At 37.7% G+C, this 20,463-nt stretch carries 17 protein-coding genes; 9 read left to right on the top strand and 8 right to left on the bottom strand.

Features of this window, described 5'->3' with window-relative positions:
* The first annotated feature begins 60 nt into the window (after window positions 1-60).
* The gene (coaBC, locus tag ACLLO5_RS08425; protein WP_413175012.1) at window positions 61-1,287 is read left to right on the top strand and encodes a bifunctional phosphopantothenoylcysteine decarboxylase/phosphopantothenate--cysteine ligase CoaBC; all 1,227 of its coding nucleotides are present in this window, start codon (window positions 61-63) and stop codon (window positions 1,285-1,287) included.
* An 84-nt stretch (window positions 1,288-1,371) separates the two neighbouring features.
* On the opposite strand, the gene ACLLO5_RS08420 is transcribed toward coaBC, so the two are convergent.
* Window positions 1,372-2,931: a hypothetical protein gene (locus ACLLO5_RS08420; protein WP_413175011.1), complete on the bottom strand. Its 1,560-nt coding sequence runs from the start codon at window positions 2,929-2,931 to the stop codon at window positions 1,372-1,374.
* A 172-nt stretch (window positions 2,932-3,103) separates the two neighbouring features.
* Between ACLLO5_RS08420 and ACLLO5_RS08415 the strand changes: the two genes are divergently transcribed.
* Window positions 3,104-3,532: a hypothetical protein gene (locus ACLLO5_RS08415; RefSeq protein ID WP_413175010.1), complete on the top strand. Its 429-nt coding sequence runs from the start codon at window positions 3,104-3,106 to the stop codon at window positions 3,530-3,532.
* Here the strand turns inward: ACLLO5_RS08415 and ACLLO5_RS08410 are convergent.
* Window positions 3,507-3,998 (bottom strand): hypothetical protein, encoded by a 492-nt coding sequence (locus ACLLO5_RS08410; protein WP_413175009.1) that lies wholly within the window; start codon window positions 3,996-3,998, stop codon window positions 3,507-3,509. The two genes, ACLLO5_RS08415 and ACLLO5_RS08410, sit on opposite strands and share 26 nt — an antisense overlap.
* A 193-nt stretch (window positions 3,999-4,191) precedes the next feature.
* Window positions 4,192-4,416, bottom strand: a complete 225-nt coding sequence (locus ACLLO5_RS08405; RefSeq protein WP_413175008.1) for a type II toxin-antitoxin system HicB family antitoxin — start codon at window positions 4,414-4,416, stop codon at window positions 4,192-4,194.
* Between the two features lie 301 nt (window positions 4,417-4,717).
* On the opposite strand from ACLLO5_RS08405, the gene ACLLO5_RS08400 reads away from it, so the two are divergent.
* Window positions 4,718-4,969, top strand: a complete 252-nt coding sequence (locus ACLLO5_RS08400; RefSeq protein ID WP_413175007.1) for a type II toxin-antitoxin system Phd/YefM family antitoxin — start codon at window positions 4,718-4,720, stop codon at window positions 4,967-4,969.
* Window positions 4,962-5,237 (top strand): type II toxin-antitoxin system RelE family toxin, encoded by a 276-nt coding sequence (locus tag ACLLO5_RS08395; RefSeq protein WP_413175006.1) that lies wholly within the window; start codon window positions 4,962-4,964, stop codon window positions 5,235-5,237. The genes ACLLO5_RS08400 and ACLLO5_RS08395 overlap by 8 nt, the downstream gene beginning before the upstream one ends.
* Window positions 5,238-5,306: 69 nt before the next feature.
* On the opposite strand, the gene ACLLO5_RS08390 is transcribed toward ACLLO5_RS08395, so the two are convergent.
* Both ACLLO5_RS08390 and ACLLO5_RS08385 read right to left on the bottom strand, forming a co-directional pair.
* Window positions 5,307-8,474, bottom strand: coding sequence for an efflux RND transporter permease subunit (locus ACLLO5_RS08390; protein WP_413175005.1), 3,168 nt, complete (start codon window positions 8,472-8,474; stop codon window positions 5,307-5,309).
* Window positions 8,475-8,535: 61 nt separating this feature from the next.
* Complete coding sequence (locus tag ACLLO5_RS08385; protein ID WP_413175004.1) at window positions 8,536-9,870, bottom strand: efflux RND transporter periplasmic adaptor subunit; 1,335 nt, start codon at window positions 9,868-9,870, stop codon at window positions 8,536-8,538.
* A 559-nt stretch (window positions 9,871-10,429) separates the two neighbouring features.
* Here ACLLO5_RS08385 and ACLLO5_RS08380 point away from each other — a divergent pair.
* Together ACLLO5_RS08380 and ACLLO5_RS08375 are read left to right on the top strand one after the other, a co-directional pair.
* On the top strand, window positions 10,430-13,423 hold the full coding sequence (locus tag ACLLO5_RS08380; protein WP_413175003.1) for a PAS domain S-box protein: 2,994 nt from the start codon (window positions 10,430-10,432) through the stop codon (window positions 13,421-13,423).
* A 176-nt stretch (window positions 13,424-13,599) separates the two neighbouring features.
* Window positions 13,600-15,078: a site-2 protease family protein gene (locus ACLLO5_RS08375; RefSeq protein ID WP_413175002.1), complete on the top strand. Its 1,479-nt coding sequence runs from the start codon at window positions 13,600-13,602 to the stop codon at window positions 15,076-15,078.
* Between the two features lie 148 nt (window positions 15,079-15,226).
* Here the strand turns inward: ACLLO5_RS08375 and ACLLO5_RS08370 are convergent, their stop codons facing one another.
* Entirely contained in the window at window positions 15,227-16,381 is a 1,155-nt protein-coding gene (locus ACLLO5_RS08370; protein ID WP_413175001.1) for a glycoside hydrolase family 10 protein, read from the bottom strand.
* A gap of 279 nt (window positions 16,382-16,660) precedes the next feature.
* Between ACLLO5_RS08370 and ACLLO5_RS08365 the strand changes: the two genes are divergently transcribed.
* The 3 genes from ACLLO5_RS08365 (at window position 16,661) to ACLLO5_RS08355 (ending at window position 18,509) form a co-directional block, all read left to right on the top strand.
* Window positions 16,661-17,041, top strand: a complete 381-nt coding sequence (locus tag ACLLO5_RS08365) for a hypothetical protein (RefSeq protein WP_413175000.1) — start codon at window positions 16,661-16,663, stop codon at window positions 17,039-17,041.
* Window positions 17,042-17,749: 708 nt separating this feature from the next.
* Window positions 17,750-18,073: a hypothetical protein gene (locus tag ACLLO5_RS08360; protein ID WP_413174999.1), complete on the top strand. Its 324-nt coding sequence runs from the start codon at window positions 17,750-17,752 to the stop codon at window positions 18,071-18,073.
* Between the two features lie 205 nt (window positions 18,074-18,278).
* Window positions 18,279-18,509, top strand: coding sequence for a hypothetical protein (locus ACLLO5_RS08355; RefSeq protein ID WP_413174998.1), 231 nt, complete (start codon window positions 18,279-18,281; stop codon window positions 18,507-18,509).
* 196 nt (window positions 18,510-18,705) lie between these two features.
* On the opposite strand, the gene ACLLO5_RS08350 is transcribed toward ACLLO5_RS08355, so the two are convergent.
* Together ACLLO5_RS08350 and ACLLO5_RS08345 are read right to left on the bottom strand one after the other, a co-directional pair.
* Window positions 18,706-19,875, bottom strand: a complete 1,170-nt coding sequence (locus tag ACLLO5_RS08350) for a helix-turn-helix domain-containing protein (RefSeq protein ID WP_413174997.1) — start codon at window positions 19,873-19,875, stop codon at window positions 18,706-18,708.
* A gap of 361 nt (window positions 19,876-20,236) precedes the next feature.
* On the bottom strand, window positions 20,237-20,452 hold the full coding sequence (locus ACLLO5_RS08345) for a hypothetical protein (protein WP_413174996.1): 216 nt from the start codon (window positions 20,450-20,452) through the stop codon (window positions 20,237-20,239).
* Window positions 20,453-20,463: the final 11 nt, after the last annotated feature.

Genomic DNA, 20,463 nt, shown 5'->3' with positions numbered 1-20,463 from the left:
TTAGATTTTAGATTGGGTGTGACGGGCTAAAATCAAAGATCATTGAAATTTAGACCCAAAATGCCATTATCTGCAAATCCTAAATCTAAACGGGTTTTGATTGCTGTAGGCGGCGGTATCGCCGCCTATAAAGTCTGTGAATTAGTTTCCACTTTGTTTAAATCTGGGGTAGAAGTGCGGGTTATCCTCACTAAATCTGCTCAAGAATTTATTACACCTTTAACTTTAGCCACTTTATCCCGTCATCGCGCTTATACTGATGGTGATTTTTGGCAACCGATTTATTCTCGCCCATTGCATATTGAATTGGGTGAATGGGCTGATTTAATTGTGATTGCGCCTTTAACTGCTAATACTTTGGCAAAATTAGCTTATGGAATGGCGGATAATTTACTGACAAATACCGTTCTCGCTTCTACTTGTCCGGTGTTGTTAGCACCTGCGATGAATACGGATATGTGGGAACAGGTAGCAGTACAAAGAAATTGGCGGCAATTATTGACAGATACAAGATTTTATGGTATCGAAACTGGTTCTGGATTGCTGGCGTGCGATCGCATCGGTGCTGGTAGAATGGCAGAACCCGCAGAAATATTTGTTTATATTCAATCTTTATTACATACCCAAGGGAAACGAGATTTAGCTGGAAAGCAGGTTTTAATCAGTGCGGGAGGAACGCGAGAATATTTAGATCCGGTGCGATTTATTGGTAATCCTTCCACAGGGAAAATGGGTTTAGCGTTAGCACAGGCAGCACTGCACAGAGGCGCAAAAGTAATATTAGTCCATTGTCCAGCCAGTTGGGATGTACCTTTGGGAGTGGAAGCAATTGCAGTTGTGAGTGCAGACCAAATGCAGCAGGTCATGTTAGAGCATTTAGCCAATGCAGATATCATTGTTATGTCTGCCGCAGTTGCAGACGTAAAGCCTAAAGAATATAGTACCGAAAAATTACCCAAGCGATCGCTCCCCGAAAACTTACCTCTTGCACCAGTACCGGATATTGTCGCTGAATTAGGAAACCGCAAACAACCCCATCAATTATTAATAGGTTTTGCAGCACAAACAGGGGACATTATCACACCTGCGAAAGAGAAATTGCAGAGGAAGAAATTAGATGCAATTGTAGCGAATCCTATTGATCAAGTTGATAGTGGTTTTGGAAGTGATAATAATCAAGCGGTGTTTTTAGATAGGTTAGGAAGAGAAGTAGAAATTCCGGCTTGTTCTAAGTTGGAAATGGCGCATTATTTGTTTGATTTTGTTGTTTACAGACTTTTCGATTAATTAGTAGAGACGTTATATAGAAAGTTTCTACAGAGATTTTAATTTTCGATGTATGGTTAATTTAGATGAAAAGTAAAAATCACACTAATCTTGAGCTATTATGGATGAAATACAAATTGAACGCAGCGTCTGAATTGGAATACTAAGCATATTCGCTATTTTTTGACGTTCCCTATATCCTATGTCGTGCATATACAAGTGGCGCAAAATAATGTGTTTCAAAAAGCGATCACAAACTGGATTTTTGGAGAACTCAGAGTGCAGTTTCTCAATTTTGTTAAAATCTAATCTTTTCTCAAACTGTAATTCAATGATTTGTTGAATCAATCGTAATGAAGGCTTATCTTTGCTTTCAGTTACTTGAAGATAAATCTCCCGTCCCTGTCCAGAGCCTAGAGAAAAAGAAATTTTGTAAAGCATTGCTAAAATAACCATATAATTAATCCCTAAATAAAAAGATTCTACTTCCTGAATAATTTTTGAATTGGGAAGATTTGGATTTTGTTCTGATATTTTTTTAATTTTTCTGATTGACTCTTCTCGTACACATTCCGAAAATCTTAGAAAGACACTAAGAAATCTTAGTGAAACAGAAAGTGATTCTTCATAAATTGATTCTAGAGAGTTTCGGTCTAGTGAGCCAAGTCTATTCCTTAAAATCTGTCCACATACTTCAATTGCTCGGAATACTTTGTTCACCTTCACCATGAAGTTTTCTAAATCTTCATCATTATATATAGGACTATTATCATCTTCATGTTGATCAATAATATCTTTCTGCTTATCACTTTTTAATCGTTCTTGTTTTGCATCACGATTCTCTAAAACAAGGTCAGGTATTTCTTTAACAAAATCTTGCAAAAAAGATAGAGAACCTGCTTCTAATGTTACTTCTAGTTCATCAGAAAAAATATCCATGACAGAAAGTAAAATCTCGTCAAGAATCCACGGATCTTTGGAATGGTGCGTAAGAAACAGAACTATGTTGGATGCCTTCTCAAGATGAATTGTATTTACTAGATGTTTGATTTTATTTTTAGCTTCCTCTCCTCGGTGAAGAAAGTCTGCCAATTTTTTTGCTGCAAAGAAGTAAAATAGATAACGATCACGAAACTTGATACCACTCTCTGATCTTTGCAGAATACGTGAATTGACCAAATCAGTAATTATTTTTTCTTGATCAACTGGAAGAAATTTCTTTGAGTATTCTTTAAAAAATGCCTCTAAGCCTGAATCATCAAGACTTTCGGAGGGAGATTCTAAAATTGCCCCTCCAAGTTCTGATAAAACATTAAGGTATCTTTCAATATCAGATTGTTTTACATGAACACGCTCTAGGTGTTGATATATTAAATACTGATAACAGTGACCGTAAGCAGTTAGTTCCAGTCTTTGTGTGGTCATTAGCTCGAAAGACTGAAGAAGCATCAAGATGTGGAATGGTTTTGCTGGAACAACATTTTTGCGTACCAAGGAGTCCACATGAAGCCTTAATTCATCTGTCTTTGCCCAAATCTGCTGATCGTCTGTTTCTTCAGTTAACTCTAATGCGACCCATTTCTCAATTAATTTAGCACGATGAACATTACCGAAAGGGAGAATTTCCAACTTCTTATAATCATCAAGCTCCGGAAAATCCGGCAAAATAAATCTAAAGGAATCAACTGTAATTAGAATAGTACGAGAAAAAATCGAATCAAGATTTGTTATGAGTTTACTTTTTCCTTTCTTATTAATTGTGCTTGCTGATATATCATCTACAATACATACAAGATTATCTCTTTGAAGGAATTCTTCCGGAGATAGAGATTTATATGTGGACGAAACTAGCTTTGGAATTTGTTCCTTGATACTAGAACTTTTTATATTTGCTCCATCAAGAAATAACGGTAAAAATCCAGCAGAAAGAGCATCTTGGAATATTTTTTTGCCAAGAGTAGTTTTGCCTGACTGCTCATCTCCTAAAATAAGGATATGGCTATCATCTTTTAATAATTTTTCAGAGGAAAAACTAGATGGTAATTTTTCTAACGATTCGTTTATGACTTTTAATGTGGGGAAGACAAATAAATCATTTAGAGAAATACATTCACGACCTCGATGTGCAAACTTTATTCCAGTGTCGTCAAGAAACTCTTTGAATCCATTTGTTAATTCTATATTTGGACTAGAAAGACTACTTAGCTTACTAAATTCTTGCTCAGGAAAAGTTAAGGAAGTTATTTTTTTTTTATTCCTGGAATGAGTTTAATAAAAGTCGGGAAATTTTTACGCAAGAATTCTTCTGTATCTAGTTCCGCTTCGTAAGAAATTCCTACAAAAGGGGGGATTGAAGAAATTACTCCTTTGAGTTTTGCTGCTGCTGATTTACCTGGTTGATTCAGTTTATCTCTAATTTCTATCAAAAGATTAAGAACTGCATCGGGATAAGTAGATGCGCCTACCTCAATTTTACCAACTTGGTTCACAATTTCTGCAACTACAACCTGTGCTTCTTGTTCTGAAATTTCAATAGATTCTGATTGCTGTGATATAAGTTCCCAGTATTCTCGCTCGTATGGCTGCATATCTGATTTCAAGTCGGCGATCTGCAACTTAATTCTCTCCTTGTCTTCACGGGGAGTCGTTGTTAAAGTCAATTCTTTATCTGAAAGCTGTTGACGATAACGGGTCAGCATTTTTTCAACGTGGCTCAGGCGATCGCTTGACATCTCTAAACTCCAAAACTTTAAAGACAAATTTTCAGTCTCTAATTATACCATATTTAGTTCATGATGCGTGTAGGATTTTTATAGAAATTGCAATAATTTTTACAGGAAGGTTTAGATTCAATTTGATCAGAACAATCTAAGTATATACTTAGAAAATCCTTGAAGCGCAACCCAACCTACATCAATGTAAAAATTACGCCACTTTCAAAGACTTTCCTAAAACTTGCGGTTCGGGAAGCGGTTCACCATCTGCTAAACATGACTCAATCAGCATTTCTAACACTTCCTGACCATTTTTTAAAGCTTCTTCGTAAGTTTCCCCATGAGTACAAGGCTGCATTACATTAGTAAAATCAGGCAATAAAACTACATAACATTGATCTTCTTCAGACCATTGAATAATGATTGTATATTTCATTCTTTTGGTTTCTCCTGTTCGTCTGCTTCGATCTTCTTTAGTTCTTTCAGTGCTTCCGTTACCTTTTTGTTGTAGCATTTTTAACGCTTTTAACGCGATCGCCCTTCTTTTCTCTTCTTCTTTGTATCTTTGCTCCTTTGCGCCTACTCTTCAAGATAGCGAAATGCGATCGCACGAAACAAAAGCAACAGACACTCACCCATCAAAATGCAATATCTAAAAATTTAAATTTTGTACAATTTGCGTAAAATAGACAAAAAATATATAATTTGATCTAACCCTATCAACTTTGTGAGGCACTATGTCTGTCATCAGTGCAAGTGAAGCGCGTGCTAACTTTCCCGATATTATGAACCGTGCTGAATATCGCGGGGAAAGAATATTAATTCAGCGTCATGGTAAACCTGCGGTAGCAATAATTAGCATTGAGGATTTAAAACTACTAGAAGCAATAGAAGATGCTATTGATTCTGCTAAATTGCGCCGTGCAATTGAAGAAAACGAAGGATTTACCACCATAGAAGAAATCATAGCCAAATGTCCCAATGAGTGAACGTTATACTTTGAGAATTGCGAAAACAGCAGAAAAAGACTTATTAGACTTACAAGCAAAACAGTATAAACAAGTTGTATCGAAAATTCTCTCACTCCAGGGTAATCCTCGTCCTCAAGACTATGCAGCTTTAAAAGGTTATCAAGGGGGTTATCGTATTGATCAAGGCGAGTACAGAATTTTGTACACCATTGATGACGATAATAAATTAGTTGATGTTTTTCGGGTGGGTAAACGCAATGATGATGAAGTTTATAAAAACCTGTAACTTCATCAAGCGAAACTTACCCCCCTATTCTACCTTGTAACCCTTTTTTTCTCCTTTGCGTTGTCAATCTTATTTATACAAAACCTGCTCATCCTCACTAACATCCAAAAGCGGATACTTCCGAACAGGTTGGAAACGCTCACGAATTTTGCCAATAATAATATACAGAATTGGCACAATAAACAAACTTAAAAAAGTCGCCACAAACATCCCACCAAACACCGCCGTACCCAGAGATTGACGACTACCAGCACCTGCACCAGTAGCAACAGCTAAAGGAAAAATACCCAACAGAGTAGAAATAGCCGTCATCAAAATTGGACGTAAACGACCTTGTGCAGCTTCCACAGCGGCTTTAGTAATTGATAAACCCTGTTGTTCTCGTAATTGGTTCGCAAATTCCACAATCAAAATCGCGTTTTTACTTGCCAAACCAATCAACATTACTAACCCAACTTGGCAAAAAACATCATTACTTAAACCCCGTAAAGATTGCGATGCTAAAGCCCCCATAATAGCTAAAGGAACTGACAGCATAATAATCAAAGGATCAACATAATTTTCATACTGAGCAGCTAACACCAAGAATACAAAAATCAAACCCAAACCAAAAATGATTGGTGCTTGTCCACCTGATTCTTTTTCTTCCGCCACAATACCCGACCATTCATAACCCATACTTGTGGGTAAAATCTCCTTAGCTAGTTTTTCCATAGCCATGCTTGCTTGTCCAGAACTAAAACCAGAAGCAGGAGAACCGTTAATTTCAATGGAACGGAATAAATTGTAATGATTAATAGTTTGCGCTCCCGTAGTCGAGGTCAATTTCACCAAACTACTCAAAGGAATCATCTGATCATTTTCCGAACGCACATACAAGGAATTGATATCATTTGGATTAGCACGAAATTGAGAATCTGCTTGAATATATACCCGGTAAGTGCGAGAGAGAAAATTAAAATCATTGACATATCTTGAACCCACATAAGTTTGTAGAGTTCTAAAAATATCGTCAATTTTAACTTGTAGAGATTTAGCTTTATTGCGGTCTACTTCAATGAGAATTTGCGGTGTGTTAGCTTTAAAAGTGCTAAATACAGCCTGTAATCCAGGAGTTTGATTACCCCGCATCATAAATTGACCGACGACTTCCAGCATGGAATTTAAACTATTTGTTCCCGCTACATCTTGTAACTGAAACTGAAAACCACTAAAACTACCTAAACCGCGAATTGTAGGGGGATTAACTGGGAAAACACTAGCTTCAGTAATGCTGGAAAATGTTTGTCTTAATTGACCAATTATGGCTTGGACAGACTGATTAGGTTTTTTCCGTTCATCCCAAGATTTGAGGGTACTGAAAATTACGCCGCTATTAGCACTATTACCACTAAAACTAAAACCACCAATGGCAAAAGTTCCTGTAACTTCTGGTATGTTCAGAATTTTCTTTTCCACCTCACTCATGACATTACTAGTGTATTTAAGTGAAGAACCTTCTGGTGCTTGAATAATGGTGATGAAATAACCTTGGTCTTCGTCAGGTAGAAAAGATGTTGGGACGTTTAAATAAAGCCAACCTGTGAACCCAATTAAAGCAATAAATACAACTAAGACAATAGCTTTAACTCTTGTTAATAATCTTAAACTGCTTGCATATCCCCGCCGCATGGCTTCTAAAAAGCCGTTGATGATACCGAAAACAAAACCAAAAATACCTCTAGGTGGAGGACTTTGACGTAACAATAAAGCAGCAAGAGAAGGTGTGAGAGTTAGGGCTAAAAAAGTGGAAATAGCAATAGAAAAAGCAATGGTCAGAGCAAATTGTTTATAAATTTGTCCTGTTGAACCAGGGAAAAAAGCCACAGGTACAAACACAGCCATTAATACCAAGGACGTGGCAATTACCGCCCCAGTGAGTTCAGTCATGGCTAAATAGGAAGCCTTACGGGGATGAATACCTTTTTCTTGAATTAAACGGGAGATATTTTCTACTACAATAATTGCGTCATCAACTACCATTCCTGTTGCTAGGGTTAATCCAAACATCGTTAAAGTGTTGATGGAAAAATTAAAGACTTTAACGAATGCGAAAGTACCAATTAAGGATAGGGGAATAGTGATGACAGGAATTAAAGTGGTACGCCAATCTTGTAAGAAAATAAAAATTACGAGAATAACTAGACCAATGGCTTCTAAAAGAGTCTTAATAACTTCTTTTAAAGACCCTTCTACAATACTAGTGGTATCAAATGCCACATCATATTTCATTCCTGGTGGAAAGCTTTGGGAAAGTCGCATCATTTCCTTTTTCACAGATCTAGCAACGTTCAAAACATTGCTTCCAGGTGTAGCTAATATCCCTATACCTACACCTTCTTCACCCTTAAATCTCAGAAATGAACTATAGTTTTGAGCGCCCAGTTCTGCTCTACCCACATCTTTCAATTTAATCAAACTACCATCAGTCGCAGTTTTAATCACTAAATTGTCAAATTCCTGCGGTTCTGTCAGCCGACTAATTGCCCTCAAGTCAATTTGATACATTTGACCTTCTGGGGCTGGTTGTTGTCCAATTTGCCCCACACCCACCTGTAAATTTTGCTCATTGAGAGCATCAACAACATCATTGGTGGTTAAATTGCGACTAGCCAATTTATTTGGATCAAGCCATAAACGCATCGCATAACGACGTTCTCCAAAAATTCGCGCCTCACTGACACCTTTAATCCGTTTGAGGGCATCAGCTATATATAAATCAGCGTAATTACTTAAGAAGACGTTATCAAATTCTTTGTTTTCACTGTACAAACCCATGCCCAACAGGATGTTGTTAGACTGCTTGTTGACTGTCACTCCCGTTTGCTTAACTGCATCTGGTAACTGAGGTTCAGCCAAAGAAACACGGTTTTGGACATCAACTGCGGCAATATCTTTATCACGTGAAGCATCAAATGTAACTGTAATGGTGCTAGTGCCATCATTACTACTGCTCGAAGTCATATACTTAATGCCTTCGATGCCATTAATTTGCCGTTCAAGAATAGAGGTGACAGTGCTTTCTACCACTTCTGCACTAGCACCAACATAGTTAGAAGTGACAATAATTTGAGTCGGACTAATTTCTGGATATTGTGCTGTAGGTAAGGTGGGAATACTAATTACTCCTACCAGCAAAATGATAATAGCGCAGACACTGGTAAATACCGGTCGCTTAATAAAGAAATTAACAAACATAAATAGGGAATAGGGTATGGAGAATACGGAATAAGGTATAGGATATAGGGTCTGTTACCTGTCACCTATCACCTGTCACCTCATTTTCAGGAATTATTGGTAGCCCATTTCGGAGGTTTTGTATTCCTGAAGTTATGAGTTTTTCATCTGCTTTCAATCCTGCAATTACTTGGTAATTATTACCTTTAATATCCCCTAACTTCACTTGCTTTTGTTTAGCTATTAATTGGGAATTGCCTTGAGGGGATTTTTCTGTTTGGGCTACAAATACAAAATTTTCTCCTGCTATTCTAGATACGGCTGTAGTAGGAATAAGAATCCCTGAACGCTGATCCCAAATCACTTTTGCTCGAATTAATTGATCTGCTCGCAACTGACCTGCGGAATTATCATAAAGTGCTTTAACGAGTATAGATTGAGAGTTATTGTTGATATTTGGAGAGATAAAAAATATTTTGGTAGTAGCCAAGGTTTGACCTTGGGCATTCATTAGTTCTACTGGTAGTCCCTGACGTAATTGGGGTCCTTTTTCCAATGGAATAGGGATTTTTACTTCTAAAGGTCGATTTTGGGTAATAGTAGCTAATGGTGTAGAAATATTGACTACATCACCTATTTTCACAGGAATATCGCCAACTGTACCACTAAAGGGCGCAATTATTTTATAATACTGAAGTTGAACTTGTTGTTGTCTAATATTTGCATCAGCTTGTTCTAAGGATTTTTCCGCTTGAGATATGCTGGCTTTTTGGGCTTGAATCCGAGAATTTATGGCATTGAGTTCGGCTTTAGCTGTTTCTAGTTTATTTGAATACAAATCTTTTGTTTGACGAGCTACAGCCCCTTGATTAGCTAATTCAGAATAGCGATTGTAATCTTGTTGGTTTAAGCGTAGATCAGCAACTTTACCGAGTTTTTCTGCTTCCAAAGATTGGAGGGTAGCACGGGTATTTTCTAGTTGTGCTTTTGCTATTTGAGCAGCAGCAGATAAACTATTAACTGCGGCTTGTTGCTGTCTAGCATCTATTTGCATTATGGCGGCACCATTTGATACTGAATCGCCTGATCTTACAAATATCTGGGTTACTTGACCTTGAATTCTGGGTTGGAGATTAACTGATTGCCTGGATTCTAAATTAGCAATATACTCTGTAGTATCTTCGACTGTACCTGTTTGTACTGTTGATAATTTGACTTTTATCGCTAGGGGTTGAGTATTAGCTAATGCTGGACTTGGTTTTTCAGGTGTCAGTAAACGCCAAGTTATAGCTCCTCCGCCCCCAATGATTAGGACGATAGCTATCAATAATCTCATCCACCGTTGTGATTTGGGGGGTGGCTCAAATGATGGCTGGGGAATATCTGGAAAATCAGTTTTAGACTCAGGGGATGTCATGGTTGATAGGAAGGAATTTACAGGGATGAATAGTTAAAATTCTATCTGAATATGTTGATTTTGATTTGGAAATTACCCATTGAGCATGAGGCATTTAAAACCATTATGTGTTAGTATATCTAAATATACAGATTTTATCATTTTTACCAATCTATCAAAAGGTCAATTATACATAATTTTTTATACATTTTAATCACAGGATGATATGTAAATTAGTTGAGATCATCCGAAATGTGTAAGAATATAGATAATTACTTAAAAATCTGACTTATTAAGATTGGTATTCTTTGCCTTTTTTGCATTAGTGGCGATTAGCAAAAATAAATATTCAGTTGAAAAAGATTCAAAAGCCGATGCAATAAGCTTTTTTAGTTTCAGCCTTAATGGTTTGGTGCGATCGCACAAATATTACTCTATTATTACCCTATTAATCGGCTAACCTTATAAAAGGATCTTGATTGAGTTTCTCCATGAAATAATTCTGAGTAGCATACTTATGGAGAAAAAGTAATTCTGCATCCTGCATCCTGTCTTCTGAACTCCCGAACTTATCAAGACTATGACTTGTGAGCTTATCACCGTAAATAAAGACACTTATGACTGTCTACAACAGGAACTAGTCACACTACGTCAAGCTGTAGACAGTTTGAGTCAGGCTCAGTTATCAACTCCTGTGAGGTATAATTATGAACAAATGGGTTTATTTCTGGAATATACACCAGCTGCGATCGCAATATTTGATCGCCAGATGCATTATCTACTAGCAAGTCGTCGCTGGCGAGAAGACTATGGATTAGGAGATCAAGAAATTATAGGCCGTAGTCATTATGAAATTTTGCCCCATCTTCCCCAACATTGGCGAGAAATTCACCAACGCTGTTTAAAAGGTGCATTTGAACAATGCCAAGAAGATAAATTTTTTCGTACTGATGGAACAATTGAATGGGTGAAATGGGAAATACATCCTTGGTATCAAGATACCAATCAAATTGGTGGAATTATCATGTTTACAGAGGTAATTACCACACGCAAAAGAGCAGAAATAGCTTTAGCAGAAAGTGAAAGACGTTTACGAGATATTGCTACTAATCTTCCAGGGGCAATTTTTCAATTCACCAACCGCAATGACATTTGGACAGTAGACTATATTAGTGATTTTATCTGGGAACTGGCAGGAATTACAGCTAGTGAAATGATGCAAAATCTTGATACTTTTATTGCTCTTATCCACCCAGAAGATTTTAATAATTATGTTAATTCGGTAATTGAAGCTATCCAAAACTCTACTCCTTGGCACTATAAAGGAAGACTAGTAAAATCTAATGGAGAAATACGTTGGTGGCAAGGAGATTCAACACCAACCAAAAATGAACAAGGGGAAATTATTTTTTGTGGAGTCCTTTTAGATATCACTGCTCGTCAACAGGCAGAAGAAGCATTAAAAAAACTAAATGAAGAGTTAGAAACTAAAATCGAAGAACGTACAGTTGCTTTATATCAAAGCGAAGCTCGGTTACAAAGATTAGCAGACAATGTACCAGGCATGATGTATGAATTTCGTTTATCAACCAATGGCGAAATGTCCTTTCCATACGTATCATCAGGATGTCGAGAACTTTTAGAATTAGAACCAGAACAAATTCAACAAGATGGATTAATAATATTTAATTCGGTTCATTCTCATGATATTAGCGACATCAATTCCACATTTTTTCACTCTGCTCAAACCCTAGATAATTATGAATCTGAGTGGCGAATTAAAACATCTTCCATTCATCAAAAATGGGTGAAAGCTATTGCTAGACCAGAGCGTCAAACCGATAATTCAGTCCTTTGGTATGGCTGTTTATTTGACATTAGCGAACGCAAACAAGCAGAAGCACAATTACAGGAAAAAGAAGAATTTCTCCGCAGTATTTATGAAGGCGTTGCCCAAATCATATTTGTAATTGATATTGTAGAAAATGGCGATTTTTCTTTTGCAGGTTGGAATTCTTCAGGAGAAAAATTAACAGGTATAAGTCAAGCAGAAATTATTGGCAAAAAGCCAGAATATTTATATGGAGAAGTAGAAGGAGCAGCAGTACGTCAACGCTATCAAACTTGTATCGAATCTGGTACAAGTATGAGCTATGAAGAATTTCTGACGATTAACAATGAACCGAATTGGTGGCTAACCACACTCAATCCCCTCACAGATAGTTGCGGTAATACTTATCGCATCGTGGGAACAAGCATAAATATTACCGAGCGCAAAAAAGCAGAAGCAGCACTCCGAGAAAGCCAGAACTTTGTTCAACGTATTGCTCAATCTTCTCCCAATATTCTATATATTTTTGATTTAGAAAAACAATGCAATGTTTACGCAAATAAAGAAATTACTAATTTACTTGGCTACTCCCAGCAAGAAATTCTAGAAATGGGAGAAAATTTAATTTCTATTATTACTCATCCAGAAGATAAACCAAAGATATTAGAGCATTTTCAAAAATTCATCAATGCTCAAGATGGAGAAATTTTAGAGATTGAATATCGGGTTAGACAAGCAAATGGTCAATGGTGTTGGTTATATAGTCGAGACACAGTTTTTAATCGTAGTCCCGATGGTCAAGTCAAGCAAATTTTAGGCGTATCTACAAATATTACAGAACTCAAAAATTCAAAAATCATTTTACAACAACAAACCAAAAACCTAGAAAATGCTCTTAGGGATCTTAAGCAGACACAAATCAAACTGATTCATAGTGAAAAAATGTCATGTCTTGGTAATATGGTAGCGGGTATTGCTCATGAAATTAACAATCCCGTTAACTTTATTCATGGAAATATTGCACCAGCCAATGAATATGTTACAGATTTGTTAAGCCTGGTTGAATTATATCAAGAATACTTGCCTGAACCACCAGAGGAAATTCAAGACAAAATTGCAGATATCGAATTAGATTTTTTAAAATTAGATTTAGTAAAACTCCTGAATTCTATGAATTTGGGAACTGAGCGGATTCGAGAAATTGTTCTATCATTACGAAATTTCTCTCGCTTGGATGAAGCAGAAATCAAATTAGCTAATATTCATGAAGGCATAGATAGTACCTTAATGATTTTGCATAATCGTCTGAAAGCAAAGCCAAATTTCTTAGAAATTGCAGTAATTAAAAATTATTGTGACTTGCCATTAATTGAATGTTATCCTGGTCAACTAAATCAAGTATTTATGAACATTTTGAGTAATGCTATTGATGCTTTAGAAGATGTAAGTCTAGTTAATCGAAAAAGAGAAATTCATATTATTACTGAAAAGAGTAATAATGACCGATTAGCTATTCGCATCAGGGATAACGGTTCAGGAATCTCCCCAGAAATTATGCCCAAGTTATTTGAACCATTTTTTACAACTAAAGATGTAGGTAAAGGTACAGGTTTGGGACTGTCTATTAGTTACCAAATTATAGTAGAGAAACATCACGGTAATTTATGTTGTCACTCGACCCTGGGAGAAGGAACGGAATTTGTGATGGAAATTCCCATGACTCAGCCAGCAGCAAGTAAATAATTTGCTAATTTGACCGCTTATTATACCATAAAACATTATATTTGTCAATTTAGGTCAATAACTCCCAATAAAAGCATTATTTTGGATAGACTACAACCTGCGTTATAGATTAGTTATTAACTATATCTAAAAAACCGGACTTGTTCTGGCTTGATCTCAATAGCAAAGGTTTGGAGATGTTTACTTCATCAGAAACTCCTATAATTGCAGCAGTTGTGCTGGTAGCGTTCGGAATTTTGGGTTGGGGCTTTTACCGCGCCAGACCTTTTGGTAAACTGGGAATCTTAGCCTGGTTACAGTCAGTAGTATTGATGACTCCTTGGCTGTTGTTTTTTGGCTTGTTTGCCACCGGAATTTATATCAATATAGCGGGTATATTGTTATTGGTAGTGACTTCTGCTGGTGTGTATATCTTCTTAGGTAGACAGTTACGCCAAGCTGGTCAAGATGCCATTCTCAAACAACGAGCAACAGAAAGACTTGCAGATGCAGCTACAGCAAATACCAATAATCCAGTAGTGATTGCAGAAGTGAAACTGCAACCAATGACAATACCAGAGGAAGATTTGAATACCATTAAAGGTATTTTCGGTATTGACACATTTTTCGCTACAGAAACCATCCCCTATCAAGAAGGTGCGATTTTTAAAGGAAATTTGCGGGGAGAACCAGAGGAAGTTCACAACCGTCTCATGAAAAGTTTGCAGGAACGGTTAGGTGATAAATACCGCCTGTTTTTAGTGGAAAATACAGACGGTAAACCGGTGATGATTGTTTTACCTAGTCGTACTGACCCAAAGCCGATCCAGTTACCACAAAAAGTCTTTGCGGTGATTCTCTTGGTAGCAACGATCGCCACCAATTTAGAAGCGGCAGGATTATTGCTGAATTTCGATTTATTTTCTAATCCAGGCAGGTTTTCCGAGGCTTTGCCTATCGGGTTGGGAATATTTACAATATTGATAGCTCACGAAATTGGTCATTGGTTTCTGGCACGAAAGCATCAGGTCAAATTGAGTTGGCCTTTTTTCCTACCAGCTGTGCAGATTGGTTCTTTTGGGGCAATTACCCGCTTTGAGTCTCTATTACCTAATCGTAAGGCATTATTTGATATTGCTTTGGCAGGGCCAGCTTTTGGCGGTATTGTTTCTTTGATCATGCTGGTGACAGGTTTGTTACTTTCCCACCCTGGTAGTTTATTTCAATTACCAAATAAGTTTTTCCAAGGCTCAATTTTAGTAGGTAGCTTGGCGCGGGTTGTGCTGGGTTCGGCTGTACAAGAGCCGTTTGTAAATGTTCATCCTCTAGTCATCATTGGTTGGCTGGGATTGGTGATTACGGCTTTAAATCTAATGCCCGCTGGACAATTAGATGGTGGGCGCATTGTCCAGGCGATTTATGGACGCAAAACCGCAGGAAGGGCGACTGTTGCGACTTTAATTTTGCTGGCGTTGGTATCTTTGGGTAATACGCTGGCTATGTATTGGGCGATCGTGATTTTCTTCTTACAACGGGATGCAGAACGCCCTAGTTTGAATGAAGTCTCTGAACCTGATGATGCTAGGGCTGCTTTATGTCTTTTAGCTCTATTTTTGATGATTGCTACTCTCTTACCTTTAACACCTGCTTTAGCTGGAAGGCTGGGAATAGGGTAATGAGGCAGGGGAGCAGGGGAGCAGGGGAGCAGAGGGGCAGAGGGGCAGAGGGGCAGAGGGGCAGGGGGAGCAGGGGAAGCAGGGGAAGCAGGGGAGGCAGATAGAAAGTAATTCACCCCATCACCCCATCACCCCATCACCCAATCTCCTACGGTTTCCACCCTGCTAGTAAATTGGGATAGGTTGCTGGTTTGGGGAAGATTTGCTGGAAATCCGCTTGACGTTCTGGGGCTTTTTCTTGGCTGATGTTCCAGAGGGTTTCATAGAAGAAGAAGGAAACTCCGGCAAATTTACGTTCGCGCACTTTTTGAACTTGGGTTTTAATCTGTTGCATGGAAACTGAGCGATTTTTTAACCCGCTCAAAATGCCAATACTCACAGGTATATGTTTCCGTGCAGCTTTCACTTCTGGGTATTCTAATTCGCTGACAAAGACATTTAAATCATCACGATATATCTGCAAAACTAAGTCTTCTATTAATCCCATCCGTTCCCATTTCTGCCAGTCTGCTAAAAAGTATTCATAAGAAAAGCGTTGTGGATTGGGAGCTACGGAAACTAGACAATTCTTTTTATTAGCTTTAATAGCTGTAAATACCCGCTTCATGAAGTCGGTGATTTTGTTGGCTCTCCAGCGCACCCATTCTGGATCTTTGGGATTTTTTGATGGTGCTTGACCACGGTGTTCTTTTTTGTATAGTGCCACGGTGTAGGCATCATAACCCAGTTCTGATGGTAAGCCGAAATGGTCATCAAATTGAATACCGTCAATATCGTAATTTTTGACGATTTCCACAATTAGATCTTGGATAAATTGCTGGACATCAGGACGAAAAGGACTCAGCCATACGCGATCGTGTGTTCCTTCTTTGACAATTTTTGTACCGTCACGCCGATTAGTAAGCCATTGGGGGCGATTTTTGGCCAGAAGGGAATCCGCAGGAGCCATAAAACCAAATTCAAACCAGGGAATGACGGTTAAGCCTTGTTTATGTCCTTCTGTCACAATTTCTTGGAGCATATCTCGTCCTTGTAATCCCGGTGTGGGATCTAGAGATTTGCCAATGACTTGCGCTGCAACTTTGCTAGGATAGAGGGTATAACCCCAGTTCCACACGGCGGGGTAGACAGTATTGAAATTGAAGGTATCTAAATTTTTCAGGGCTGTTTGCAAGCGATCGCGCTCAAACAAAACATCACTATCAATATTGGTTAACCACACCCCTCGTAACTCTGAGGTTTGCTGTTGAGCGATCGGCGTTTGAGCTTTTAGAGGTGACGATAATATTATCACAGCTAACATACTCAAGATAAATACAGCTGAAAATAACCCTGATTTTAGACTTTGACGCACATTTCACCTCAGAAATTTTCCCAAGATTGCCTATATATCAAACAAAAGCTCAATGTAGAGACTCAGATCACAGCCGAGAAGTTGCCTTGTAGTTTAACATTCGGCAAACATATCTATGACTGGCTCAATCACTACGGTTTTACTACTAGAAAGTAAAAAAATTGGCTTAAATTTTCCGGATATACAAAAAATTTTGAGTTTATTGTTACACATAATTATGTAAGCACTATGAATATCAAACTCGACAAGTACACCCCAGACAGCCTGGCATCTTTATTTGTCCTTCTGATGGAAGAAGGCATGACTCCAAATCAAATTATGGTGGGTATTGTCCGTCTGGCAACGGATTCTAAAGAATTAGAAGGCACTATTGTATCAGCTGATTGCATCCGTTTTCTGCTGGCAACAATGCCAGTAGATACCACTGCACCAGGGGTTACAGAATTTATCTTGTCTTTATCACAAGAAGGCGTTACTACTTTGATGTTGTTGGATGCTTTAGGTTTTGCTTGCTATGTTCGTGGCTTATTTGATTCCGCCAATATCATTCGCTTGACTTATCAGCGATTACAAGCAGACAGAATTATTTCTCAAATGCTGCGTGACTAAAAACTAATGAACAATCAATGTTTTCTAGACAGTATATGCAAAATCAAAAAACGCCCAACCACAAAATGGATGAACTGCTCAAAGATTTATATTTTTTCTGTGAGATTTTTAGCCAGTTGCAGTGAAGTGACGACAAGTTTAACAAACTGCTACAACATTTAGGGGTGTTGTTCAGTGCTTCATCAACAACTGGCGAGTGGGTATTCGTTCTCAGGGTTGGCTGCAATCCTTCCCTATGAACAATTCTTACTGATTTTGTCTTCTTTGTTGATATTTCCATTAAAACGGCAACGGAAAAATTTTGTCTGCCAAATTGCCAAAACCACGGATTATTTGGCTAACGGCTGAATTGATTGCATAGAAGGGGCGTTGAGGAGCGTCCCTTTTCCTGTTTTGGATTTTGGATTGCAGGGGGCAAGGGCAGAGGGGCAGGGGAGCAGAGGGGTAGGGGGGCTGAGGAGCAGAGGAGAAATATACAGTAGATTGAGGGTTAAAAGCTGTTTAAGATGATGATTGTTTTGATATAGCTGTAGCCAGGATAATTAGGACATGATTAATCCTTGAAACGTAGATATAACAAGGCTTTTCCTCCTGCCTCCTGCCCTCTGCCTCCTGCCTCCTGCTATAATTACGCCTCAAGGGTCATTCTAAATAGAATTTGTTTAATTTATTCTGGGAACATGGCTAATAAAAATAAGTGAGAAATAAATGTTCACTAGTCCAGAAAACTCATTAATAGCTAATACGTTAGTCAACGAAATTAACGATACTCTAGCTGAACAGTTATGTGGTGGGACTATTGCTACTCCTCAAACTACACAGGAAAATGGCCTTAGCACCATGCCCAGAACAGGTAATCAAACAAGTATGCCATCTCTTCAAGCCTCTGGTGCGCTTGGTGTAACACCCTTTGTTCCTAATTTGCCGACCACAAAATTGCCTCGTTTGGGTCCACTTGACCCTACCAAAAGAACGACTAATACCCCCAAAAATGCTGTCACCATAACCATACCGCTACCTGTTTGGAGTTGAATCTATCTCTGTGGATTTATGAATTTATCATTAATAATCCTTATAGTTGACAAATAAGGCAGATACCCACCCTATATGACTTGGTTAAGATCCTGAAAATTGTCACTTAGGAAAGGTTTAAGGGTAAAGGTTTTTCTTTGTCTTTTCCCCTTATCACTTAACCGATAAGTATTGGATGATACCTAAGTAAGTGAGGCGATAATTTATGTTTAAGCAAATCATTAAATCCGAGCATTTAGTTGACTTATCCACTGTGGAACAACAGCTTTTCTGTGGTGGACAATCCAATCCTATGGTATTGGCTAAAAGACCTGTTGTATCAGGTAATGGTTTTCCCAATGTAGCTGCTTTTAACCCTTTTGGAAGTACGGGAACGAGCAATAAGGACGAGAAGATCACTGCTTACAACAATAACGTTGGGACAATTCTTTACTAACAAACACATTCTTTTACAGCAGGAGTCAGGAGTCAGGAGTCAGGAGGAAGAATTAGAAGAAGAGAAGAATAGTCTTGAATCAGATCCAGTGATAGATTTTTGGTAGTTTCAACGCTTATTCCTTGCACCTGATTCACCTTTTTAACCTTCTAACTCTTGATATATCTAAGTTTTAGCTTTATTAACCAAGCCCTAATTACGGCATATTTTTACAAATAATATGCTTTTTTTCATCAAAACTGATCACACCTTGTTTTTGTAATTGAGTAAGCAAGCGTGTAATAGTAGCTCTGGTGGTGTAGCAAGCATCGGCAATATCTTGATGTGTGAGACGAAAGGTGAGCCGAGTTCCTCCTGGTATTGGTTCACCAATTTGCTGTTTTAAAATTTCCAATAAATACAGTAATCGATCTTCTACTTTTTTTCTGGCTGCAATTACTAACAAAGATTCTGTTTGTTTTAATCGCTGTTGGATTTTTGGTAATAGGGTATGGCTGAGTGATGGTAAAACTGTCAGTTCTGATATATAAATGGAGACTAATTCTATATCTGTAATGCCTGTTGCTTGGTAAATAGGTAAGGATGTCATACTAGAGCTAAACAGCATTCCTGATGTTACTAATCCTGTTAGTATTTCTTCACCTGTGTCGCAAAAGGTACTAAGTTTAACTACACCGTGAACTACATAGTAAATTAATAACGGATTCAGAAGTATATTTTCTCCTTTGGAATATTTATTGATGGGGCGATCGCCAATCAAGTCTTTTTGATCCTGACTAGCAGTTGATTTTACTGGCTGAAGCCCAGAAATTTTACGTATTAACCAATACAAGGTAGCAGATTGCTGTTCATTTTTTACCAAAGATGTTACTTTCAAAGAAGCATTAAAATAATGGCCATGACGTGGCTTTAAGGGTAATAATATTTCTTTGGTTTGCGGAGATTGAGATATCTTGATGAGTTCACTGTAAAAGTGCTGGTATTGTTCCCGTGGAATGAAGTTAATTATGGGTTTACCAACCAGAAAATTTTGAGCTATGTTGAGTAACTGTGCTGCTGTATAGTTAGCTTTTTGGATGATACCTTGTTGATTGGTGACTAAATAACCATCTGGTGCAAACTCAAATAATTCTTGGTATTGCTGGCGTTCTGTTTCCAGTAAGTTGCGTGTTTGAATCAGTTCTTCATTTTGCTGATACAGTTCTTCAGCTGCTATTCGTAGCTTATCTGATGTATGGTGAAGTTCCTTAAAAGCTTCTGGTACTAAATCAGAAGGAATCCAAGGTAATACAATCGCAGTCTGGTACAAATCTGCTAAATACTGATGTAGTAGTTCTGCACGTTGACAAAATAATTCGATGTTCACCGGGAATTCGCACTTTTTAGTTGCAGGGGTTGATGGAAAAATTACACTATTTTAAATTTGGGAAAACTGTTGGCTAATTGAAACTTTTAAAAATTACATTGTCTATAATATTGAATTTTAAGCACTAATGGATGCTGTAAATATATATATACAAATAAATTTACGTTAAGTAATCAATATAAGTGTAAATAATTGTGTTGATTCAATCAGTAATTTTGTGTACACTGAGTTGAAAATGATAAAAACTGGTAACAAATGTAGAGACGCTACATACAACATCTCTACAGTTATGTGATTCAATTGAGCAAAAACGATGCTAATTTTTATTTGTATTTAAATATGTGTATGTAGATAGTTAATTTTAAGATTGGCGATCGCCTGGTTTTTTATGCAACTTTTGGTGATCATGCTGTGTTTGCATCTCATACCACTCATTCATGCAATATTCTGACCAACAAAAGCAGTATTCATACCAACAAAAATCGCACAAACTAGAATCTGGTATTTGTTCACTACTTACATCACTATTTCGATGGGGTGTGACGCTGTTGCGAGGACAATGGATGTAACTACTCATGAATTTTGACT

It is taken from the genome of Anabaena azotica SJ-1 (genome assembly GCF_047275885.1).
Lineage (GTDB): Bacteria > Cyanobacteriota > Cyanobacteriia > Cyanobacteriales > Nostocaceae > Trichormus_B > Trichormus_B azotica_A.
This window is presented reverse-complemented; position numbering and strand designations above follow the sequence as displayed.